At 58.2% G+C, this 9,006-nt stretch carries 7 protein-coding genes; 3 read left to right on the forward strand and 4 right to left on the reverse strand.

All coding sequences use genetic code 11. The features are described 5' to 3' along the window. From QZ638_RS20230 to QZ638_RS20245, 4 genes are all read right to left on the reverse strand, one after another. Window positions 1-1,211, reverse strand: a 1,211-nt coding sequence (locus QZ638_RS20230) for a fimbria/pilus outer membrane usher protein (protein ID WP_295813707.1), incomplete at its 3' end; no start/stop codon positions are given. Window positions 1,212-1,302: 91 nt separating this feature from the next. Then, complete coding sequence (locus tag QZ638_RS20235; protein ID WP_295813709.1) at window positions 1,303-2,019, reverse strand: molecular chaperone; 717 nt, start codon at window positions 2,017-2,019, stop codon at window positions 1,303-1,305. A 22-nt stretch (window positions 2,020-2,041) separates the two neighbouring features. After that, a complete protein-coding gene (locus tag QZ638_RS20240; RefSeq protein ID WP_295813717.1) occupies window positions 2,042-2,515 on the reverse strand; it encodes a spore coat U domain-containing protein in 474 nt (157 codons plus the stop codon). 391 nt (window positions 2,516-2,906) lie between these two features. Further along, a complete protein-coding gene (locus QZ638_RS20245) occupies window positions 2,907-3,674 on the reverse strand; it encodes an AraC family transcriptional regulator (protein ID WP_295813719.1) in 768 nt (255 codons plus the stop codon). 483 nt (window positions 3,675-4,157) lie between these two features. On the opposite strand from QZ638_RS20245, the gene QZ638_RS20250 reads away from it, so the two are divergent. The 3 genes from QZ638_RS20250 to QZ638_RS20260 all read left to right on the forward strand — a co-directional run. Then, entirely contained in the window at window positions 4,158-6,137 is a 1,980-nt protein-coding gene (locus QZ638_RS20250) for a TonB-dependent receptor (protein ID WP_295813711.1), read from the forward strand. Between the two features lie 251 nt (window positions 6,138-6,388). Continuing rightward, window positions 6,389-8,269, forward strand: a complete 1,881-nt coding sequence (locus tag QZ638_RS20255) for a PhoX family phosphatase (RefSeq protein WP_295813712.1) — start codon at window positions 6,389-6,391, stop codon at window positions 8,267-8,269. A 316-nt stretch (window positions 8,270-8,585) separates the two neighbouring features. Beyond that, a partial coding sequence (locus QZ638_RS20260) for an ion transporter (RefSeq protein ID WP_295813715.1) occupies window positions 8,586-9,006 on the forward strand: 421 nt, incomplete at its 3' end.

Consider the following 9,006-nt stretch of genomic DNA (forward strand, 5'->3'; position numbering starts at 1 on the left):
TCGAACGCCCGCTGAATACGACCGTAAACGTTCCAGTCATTGTGGCTCAGTTCAAGCGACGCATTGATCAACCCACCCGTTTGTCCATCGTGATGGCTTCCCGCAACCGCAATCGATGCAGCACCGTAAGCGCCAAGTGGAAAGGCCACTCCGGCGCCTCCGTTCACAAGATCCTCACCAACCTCGATATGCCCTTCGAGTGTCAGCCAGTTGGTCAGTCCGTAGCGTGCGCTGGCGATGCCATATAGGCGCGCGTCATAGTCGTCGGAATCGATCCCGAAATTGCGTCTGGGAAAGCCCGCTTCGATGGAGAAATCGAACAATCCCTGGCGTAACAGCATGCTGGATGTGTAGAACGGTAGCGTCGTGACCGTTTCGCGCCCGAGCCGGTCACGAAGGACGACGCGGGCTTCACCGGCCCCGGTAAAGACTGGCAGGTTGACGACCTGAAATGGCCCTGAAGAGACTTCGCCGGCATAGGATCTGGCATTCTGCGTGTAAACTTCGAGCGTTGAAGGCACTGCCGCCGTCCCCGAGAAGGACGGCAGAGGCAGACTGACCAGATCGGATCGAAGCGAAAAATTGCGCCGCACCTGAAGCCCGCCAAGATAGACCGGTCTGGTCCAGGAAAGTCCGCCGGAGACGAAGTCGCCCGCCGTGAAGGTCAGCATGTGTTCCGGATTGGAGTACGACCAGGTGGTGTTCAGTCTGGTGAAACCGTTGAGGTCGCCATCGGAATAGTCGGCAATAAACGACTGTCTCAAGGCACCCAACCGGCTGAACAACCGGGCATCAAAACTTCCCGAAACGCCTTGAAACAATTCGTTCGTTCCCTCGAACAGGGCGTTTGAACTTGCAAACAACGAGTAGTTAAGCACGGCGCCGATGCTCGATTGCGGCTGCAACCTCTCCCGGTCCCGCGTCGCCGACAAATCGACAACCTTGGCGGCCCTGCCGGCATTTGTTGTCGACACATAAAGTCGCTGCGCGGCTTCATCAATGCGGTATGAGAGATCCGGCAGCCTGTCGAGACTGAACATGCCGTCGCGATCTCTCGCAACGGAGCGGGGCTTGATTCCGAGTTCGATCAGTTCGTCTTCCGACGATACAAGCTCCCCATCGGATCGATGAACGAATGCACCGATCAGATTGGTCGATGCGTCATTGATAAACACCTCCAGATAGAGTTCCCGACCGGGCCCAATCTCCACGCCGGTTCCTGCACTGGAAGCAGCGGTTGCCTGAGTTTCCGCCCTAGCGGAGGATGCAGTCAGTGCAAGAAAAACCAAGACAATCAGCCCGCTAACGGACTGCGACCGATGCCTTGACGGGTCCAAGGTGGCTCTGTGCTCGAAGCGCGACCGTTCCGCCCCCAACGCCGCTGGCCGTGCCGATCGGCCATTGCATCGTTGCCCCGCCCAGGACATAGCCGACCAATCCGTTTCGCGCCCCTACAGGTCTGCCGCCCTGGCTGACCCGGACATCCGACAATCGGAGCCTGCCAGCGCCATCGTTACGGGCAATGAGCATTAACTGGGAACCGGAACGGTTGACGCTCCACGAAACCTGAGGTGCCGCGGCATCCTGGCTCCTGAAAAACACCGGAACGGAATGGCGCATCACCAGATTGACGGTTCCGGCTCTCTGACGGGAGCGGTCGGGCAATTCGTCGACAACCACTCGATAACTCTCTTCTCCGCGGATGGGGCGTTTGCTGACCCGCACGACACGAAGGACGTAATCGGCGCCGGCTGGCAATTGCGTTGCTGGGGGACTGGCGACCACATCCCGCGTTGGCTGCAAGCGGTCTACACCGCCTTCTTGGGTCCATCGATAAACCCGAACCTGAACATTGATCGGCCGATCGGCTTCGTTTCGTAGATTGAGCACCGCGGCGCTATCCGGTGCGATCATGTCGACTGTGGTCGGAGCGACCCGAAGCGAGGCCGCATTCGAAAGTGTCTGACCGCACAACGCAACGAGTGCGATCGCACCTATGCATGTAAGCAAGGTCCGCATGGCGTTCTCCCTCGTGGCAAGGTCAGTATGTAACGGTTATGGTCACAGTGTCGGTATACGTACCGGTGCCCGGCGTGGTCTGTGCCGGCACTCGGCCGTAAACCGTGATCGGTTGGACGTCGCCATTTCCCGTGCCGGCAACAGTGTCGGTGCCAACCGTTTCTCCCCAATTCAGCGTACGCGCAGCGTCGCGATAAAGCGCATAGCCGATCGTGGCGGATGCCGGTCCGGTCATCAGTCGGTTGGTCACGGTTGCGCCGGCGCCGCCGCCTGCACCGAGGCCAACATTGTAGGGCGTGCCATCGGTGCATCGAACCGAGATTGTGCTGGTTTGGTCGATATCGGTGGCGATGATGCCTTCGCTTCCGAAATCAAGATCCGTCGCCGAGGTAACCAAGCATTCCGCAACGATCTGAATTTGAACGTTCATGGATCCGGTAGCCGTGGCCGCCGAAGCCGGTTCTATTGTTTGTGAAATTGCAGCCAGGGCGGTCATCGCAAGTGTGAACTGATTTCGCATGCTGTACCCTCATGGTTCAGCTGATTTCCCCTCGGAAATCAAATCACTCACCCCACCGATTCGAACGGTGCCACAGTAACGGTAATGATTCAATTAAATCGGATAATAGTTCTGTCTGCACACATCCGTCTTCAATGAGACTAGACAAGCGCAGCACCGTAGCGGAGGACGCGTTTCTGCTCGGTCATCTGCTCGACTGTTTATCCGCCTTCCGTTTGATACGATCGACCCCACGGGAGTACATGCGAGAAGCGTTCGAGCGATGCAATTAGTTTGCATTTGTATAAAAATTATCGTGCGCGGACCGTTTGATTTGCACATGCGCCGGCTCTATGGGCCGGTCTTTCCTTAAAGGTGAATGAGACGGCTAAACGCGCACCTGTTTCGGCGTCATGCCATAAGCCTTTCGAAAGGCCGTCGTGAAGCTTGAGATATTGTTGTAACCGGCCATATGCGCGGCATGTGAGATCGGGATACCGTTTCCGGCCAGGGCCGAACGTGCAGCTTCAAGGCGTTTTTGCCTGATAAAATCAAAAACGGTCATTCCGAAATGCGTCTTGAAATGACGCTGCAGTGTGGAGGCGCTGCATCCCACGTCACCCGCGATCAGATCTATGGTGAGTTCTGTCTCCAGATTTGCGGTCACAAAATCTCGGGCACGCTCGCAATAGCGCAAGCCCATCAGCGTCGGCACCGGAAGATGCTTCTTCTTCTCCGCCAGCATCGTCAACAGTGACTGCCACATCATGTCGAGCCCCTGCGCTCTGAGGTAAAGGGAGCTCAGTTCACCGTCCAAAGCGGGGGGCGGATTTATGATCCTTTGGGCCGATTGAACGATATGCTGGCCCGGCTCGAACGAGTAATGTGCGAGATGCTGTGCGAAAAAATTCCGCACGGCCGATGTTTGCGTCTCATCCTTTGTATCGAACAAGCGCTGCAGCCACGGCAACGGAGCCGAGATCATAACCTTGCGCAGCGGCGTTTGACTGTCGTTGAAAAAGCGCAGCCGACTGTCCTTGGCCACGTTCAGCATGAAGACGATCGGCGCATTGCTCTCCGCGGAGCCCGCATCGATCTCGAAATGCCGCCCGTCTATCACAAAGTGCTGAGCGCCTTGCAACAGAACCATCAACATGAATTTCGGCCAGATCTCCTGCTCGCTGGTATCGGATGTGCAATTTGGCACCCCCTCGATGGCACCGACAAAAATTTCCTGTGAGGTGTACTGCATTCAACAACCCTGAAACCGATCCGGCCGGTGAAGGCGGGAGACGGCACGATGCGGTTTGAGCCTAAGAAATTGCGGTTTTTACCAAACTCTTTCGGCTCGACTCCATTTGCAGATCACACATATATATGACCAATCTTATCAAGATTAAGCGGCGGCGTGACGAGAAGCAAGCCTGCCGCAGCCGGAGCGCCCGAAAGGGCCCTTGCCCGGGCTCTTGAAAGACAGCAGGCAGGGGGCTGACCGCAGCGGGATAGAGATGCGACACGCTCACATCGGCGGGCACGATTTCCGCGTCAAAACGAGTTTCACAAGTCGCCTGCATCGACGGACTTATGACCGGAAAGCCGGACCAAGCGCTTCCCGGTCGGGGATTAACAGGAAAAGCACATGACGTTACCGCGGATACTGCCGCTCACCGGTGTCTCCCTGCTCGCAATCGCTTCCGCGTTGCAGGCGCAGGAAGCCAATCAGAGCACGACTGTTCTGGACATGATCACGGTCATCAGCGATGGCAAGGAAAACATCGAGGCGACAGGCGGAACCGTCGTCACCCGGGAAGATCTGGAGATATTACAGCCGAGCAACGTCTCTGAGTTGTTCATCCGCGAATCCTCGGTCAGCGTTTCGGGCGGCGGCGGTCCCTCTAAGCGCATTCACGTTCTGGGGATGGAGCAGTCCAACCTTGCCGTCAGCGTGGACGGCGTGCCGCAAACGGCGACAAGTTGGCATCACACCGGCTCCAACGTGATCGACCCAGTTTTCTTGAAACGCGTCGAGGTTGAAGCCGGCGCGGCGGCGGCCGATTCCGGCTTCGGCGCAGCAGCAGGCGCCATCCGCTATGAAACCGTCGGCGCGCTCGACCTGCTCGAAGACGGTAAGAATCTGGGTGCACGCCTTGGTCTCTCCTACGGCACCAACGGCCGCGACTTTTCGGGCAGCGCAGCCGGTTATGGCCGACACGAGGGGTTCGATTGGTTTGTCATGACTCATGGCGCAACCGGCGAGAACTACGAGAATGGCGATGGGGTGGAAATTCTCGGTACCGAGCCCGCAGCCCGCAACGTTCTCGCCAAGTTCGGCTATGAAGCCGACGGTCACCGCCTGGAGTTCGGCTATGAGCGCAGCCGCGACAAGGCGGACCGTCTCATCAAAATGAACATGGGCCTCGCCGGCGACACCGTGCACCCGCTCGAGGTCGCACGCGACGCGGTTAATCTCAAATACACCACCACGGCGCCTACCGACATGTGGGACCCCGAGGTGGTGCTCTACTATAGCGAGAACGACTACTGGCGCCCAAACTATCAAAACCGTACCAACGGCAACATGGCCCTCGACGAAGATCTGTTCGGCGGCAAAGTGCAAAACCGCTTCACCCTAGAGAACGGCAATATTACGGCTGGCGTCGATTTCGGGCGGCACGGCTATTTCACGGACAATTACGGCAATAACGACCGTCGCTATCGTGAATTCTCCACCCTGCAACTTGGCGTTTTCGCGCAGGGCCGCTTCGAATTCGACAATGGTTTTAACCTATCGACCGGCCTACGTTATGATGGGCACCGCTTTACCGATTGGGACGACAACAAATTCTCCGACAGCGGTGCCAGCGTAAACGCGACGGTATCCTACAAATTCAACGACCATTTCGAGGTGTTCGCCGGTGCGTCCCGGACGTGGCTGGGCTACGTCATTGGCGATTACGGCTACGTCCATGCGCGTGACGACAGCTTCATCACCGACCCCCATTTCAGCACCGGCACCGCGCAAAACCTGAAAGTGGGCGCGAATTTCGGCGGCGGGAACTGGAATGCCGGCGTTACATTTTTCGACACGCGGATCGACGGACTTCCTGAATATGGCTGGGGTCCCGGCGCCACGCTACACAACAATCCGAACGAGTTCCGCTCGCGCGGTGTGACACTGAACGCCGGCTATCGCTGGGAAAACACGAAAATCGGCGCCACCTTCACAAAGGCAAAGCTGACGGCTTCCGGCGAATCCGTTCTGCCCAACAGCGGGACCTTCATGCCTATCGGCGACATGGCGACGCTATACATCGACCATGAAATCCCGGATTACAACCTGAAGCTCGGCGCGTCGCTGGCCTGGGCCGGTAAGATCTCGGACGATGCTGCTACCACCGCCGGCTTCTACGACCAGCCCGCCTATACAGTGGTCAGCACCTACGCCGAATGGACACCACCAGCCTATGAGAACATGTCCGTTCGCTTGGGCATCGAAAATCTGTTCGACGAAACCTATTATGAGCGAACGGGCTTTGCAGCGAGTTCGAACCGTGGCGGCATCGATCCCGTATATGCGCCGGGACGCACTTTCACCTTCCACACGTCCGTGAAATTCTGACGCGTTTCGATCAAACACTGAAAACGGCCTCTCCGCGCCGCTCGAGACGCGGAGAGTGTCAAAACAACAGGGCCGACCGCATTGCCGTGGTCGGCCCTTTCTCATTCGGCGATATCCTCAGAGTCCGGTTGCCGGTTTTCCTCGGTTCGGCACAGGCTTGTTAAACGCCTGTTGCACACATTCGCTAAGAGTGTGTGCACGTGCCGCGATACGCCGGTTCGATCCAGCCAAACAGCCAGAGGAATGCCGTTATGAAAAAGCAGGATATCGTTCGCTTGTCCTGGGATGAATTCGACGAAATGCGCGACCCCCGCCCCGATGCGAACGCCTTCGATAGCGTCGTCGAGCGCGCAATCTCGCGCCGCGGTTTCCTTGGTGGCGTACTCGCTTTCGGCTCCGGCGCAGCCGTGATGGGGACGGGCGTTCTCTCGTCCACACATACTGTCCGGGCAGAAGGTGCGTCGTTCGCATTCCGACCGATCGACATCGCCACCGATCACGAGATCCACGTGCCGAACGGATATGAGTGGAAAACGCTCGTGCGCTGGGGCGATCCGCTCTTCAAGGAAGCCGAGGGAGCCTATTCGCCCGACACAAGCGTCTCTGTCGCCATGTCGGACAAGATTTTCGGTGAAAACACAGACGGCATGGAAACGTTCGTCGATGGTGACAAGATCGTCCTGGCCATCAATTCCGAATACGCAAACCCGGAGATCAATCTGCCGGCCGCATCCGAGGGTGTGCCGCAGAACGCAGATGAGGTGCGCCTGCTCAAAAACATTCAGGGTGTTACGGTGATCGAGATTGCCGATAACGGCAATGGTTATGCGGTGGTACTCGACAGTCGCTATAATCGGCGCATCACACACGAAACGCCGATGACCATGGACGGTCCGGCGGCCGGTGGCGATCTGGTCAAGACGAAAGCCGATCCGGAAGGCCTTACACCCAAAGGCACAATGAACAATTGCGGCTCTGGCAAGACGCTGTGGGGCACATATCTGACTTGCGAGGAAAACTTCAACGGTTATTTCGGCACGACAGCCGAGCGTGAAGCGACGGAAGGCGAAGTGCGTTATGGCATTGGCGGTGAAGGCCGTTATGCCTATGAAAAATTCGACCCGCGTTTCGACCTGTCCAAGGAACCCAACGAACCGAACCGTCACGGCTGGGTCACGGAGATCGATCCGCTTGACCCGTCCTCGACGCCGATCAAGCACACCGCGCTCGGCCGCTTCAAGCATGAGAACGCCGAAATGGTGCAGGCTGCCGACGGCCGCGTCGTGGTCTATATGGGTGACGACGAGCGCGGCGAGTTCATCTACAAATATGTGTCCAACGGGACATGGGCAGAGGGCCAACCGACCGACGGGCTGCTTTCCGAAGGCACGCTTTATGTCGCCAGGTTCAATGACGATATGACTGGCGAGTGGCTGGCGCTGACACCGGAAACCACCGATATGCCGATCGAGGAAATATTGGTCTTTGCCCGCATCGCTGGCTCGAAGGTCGGCGCCACCACAATGGATCGCCCCGAATGGGTCGCAGCCAATCCGCTGCATGTCGAAGTCTATTGCGCGCTAACCAACAACAAGAATCGCGGCGTGAAAGCCAACGCCGGTGGCGACGAGCAATCGGTCGGCGGCCCCAACCCGCGCGAGACCAACAATTACGGTCAGATCGTTCGTTGGCGGCCCGAAGGCGAAGATCATGGGGCGGAGCGCTTCACCTGGGATCTCTATGTCATGGCCGGCAACCCGACTGTTTACAACAACGCCTATGCGGGCTCGGACAATGTGAACGAAGGCAACATGTTCAACTCCCCCGACGGCATGGCCTTCTCGTCCGACGGGATGCTGTGGATCCAGACGGACGGCGACGACAGCAATGAAGGCGAGTTCGAAGGTCAGGGCAACAATCAGATGCTGGTCGGCAATCCCGAAACCGGCGAGATCGCCCGTTTCCTGACCGCACCGAACGGCGCGGAGGTCACCGGTCTGTGCTGGTCACCGGACAAGAAAGTCGCCTTTGTCGGCATCCAGCATCCGGGTGGCAGCTGGCCGGACGGGAACGGCAAACCCCGCTCATCGGTCATCGCCGTCTGGCGCGAAGACGGTGGAGCCATCGGCTAGACGCTCGACAAGCCGAGCAAACATCGAAAGGCAGGGGAAAGCAATCGACGCTCCCTGCCTTCGATGAATTCCTCCTCGAGTGAGCGTTCAACAACGCGGTCCCAGGGCACACGGGGCATGCCCTCCGCGTTCACGAGAACAGAGCCAGAGTCCGACCCAGTATCCGGGCTCTGGATACCTTGAGATTTGCACTCGCGTTCGTCAGCGTTAATCTCTTCAGCCCGGAGTTAAACCACGCCGGATGGCTTGACGTGGCCGTATTTCCATCCCACCTGTCTGCCGCTCAACGTCACAACCAGCAACCGGACAGCCCCACGTGCAAGCGCTTAAGAGTCTGATCGAATCCCGCCACTTCGAGGCAGTCATCACCGTCCTCATCATCGTCAACGCCATCACGCTCGGCTTGGAAACGTCCGAGCGGGCCATGGAAGCTGTCGGACCATTTCTGAAGAGTTTGGACCAGGCCATACTCGGCGTGTTCGTTGCCGAGCTTCTGGCGCGTTTTGCCGTTTACCGACAATCCTTTTTCCGCGATCCCTGGCGCATTTTCGATCTCGTGGTGGTGGGCATCGCCCTTGTACCGGCCACTGCCGGCCTCTCGGTGCTGCGCGCCTTACGCATCCTGCGCGTTTTACGGCTGGTCAGCATGGTACCGTCGCTACGCCGTGTGGTGGGCGGCCTCATCGCCGCGCTGCCGGGCATGGGTTCCATCATGCTGCTTCTCGGCCTCGTCTATT

Origin of the sequence: uncultured Nitratireductor sp., from assembly GCF_913053745.1 — a bacterium.
GTDB lineage: Bacteria > Pseudomonadota > Alphaproteobacteria > Rhizobiales > Rhizobiaceae > Nitratireductor.

Excerpts from the sequence above, each read along its gene's own strand:
- QZ638_RS20235 (WP_295813709.1), bottom strand. The coding sequence starts at position 2,019 with ATGCGGACCTTGCTTACATGCATAGGTGCGATCGCACTCGTTGCGTTG.
- QZ638_RS20250 (WP_295813711.1), top strand. The coding sequence starts at position 4,158 with ATGACGTTACCGCGGATACTGCCGCTCACCGGTGTCTCCCTGCTCGCA.
- QZ638_RS20255 (WP_295813712.1), top strand. The coding sequence starts at position 6,389 with ATGAAAAAGCAGGATATCGTTCGCTTGTCCTGGGATGAATTCGACGAA.
- QZ638_RS20240 (WP_295813717.1), bottom strand. The coding sequence starts at position 2,515 with ATGACCGCCCTGGCTGCAATTTCACAAACAATAGAACCGGCTTCGGCG.
- QZ638_RS20245 (WP_295813719.1), bottom strand. The coding sequence starts at position 3,674 with ATGTTGATGGTTCTGTTGCAAGGCGCTCAGCACTTTGTGATAGACGGG.